Source organism: Pseudoalteromonas sp. SR43-5, assembly GCF_014163835.1.
In the GTDB taxonomy this organism is placed as follows: Bacteria; Pseudomonadota; Gammaproteobacteria; order Enterobacterales; family Alteromonadaceae; genus Pseudoalteromonas; species Pseudoalteromonas distincta.
In genome coordinates, this window is the sequence record NZ_JACJEA010000093.1 from 1 (window position 1) to 269 (window position 269).

General features: G+C 36.8%; 1 protein-coding gene. It reads right to left on the reverse strand.

The features are described 5' to 3' along the window. Positions 1-269 (reverse strand): hypothetical protein (locus H5090_RS20630; protein ID WP_182696632.1); only part of this gene is annotated, 269 nt, incomplete at both ends.

A 269-nucleotide genomic window follows, 5' to 3' on the forward strand; every position in this document is an offset into this window, starting at 1 on the left:
TCATTAGCATTAAACATTTCAAACGCTAGCATCACCATTGGTAAGTTATGCTCTAAAACTCTCACGCCTTTTAGCTTGACTGTATCAACAGCACCTAGCTTAAAGTCAGGATTATCATATACTTTTGCATACCGATGCGCTTTAGGTACTACTACTAATTCACCCTCGACCGAATCATATCTACCGATTAAGTCATTGTAATCAGTCCAATTTTGTGGATTAAAATAGCCTTTATTACTTCCGAATGATTTAGGATCTTCAGAGGCAAT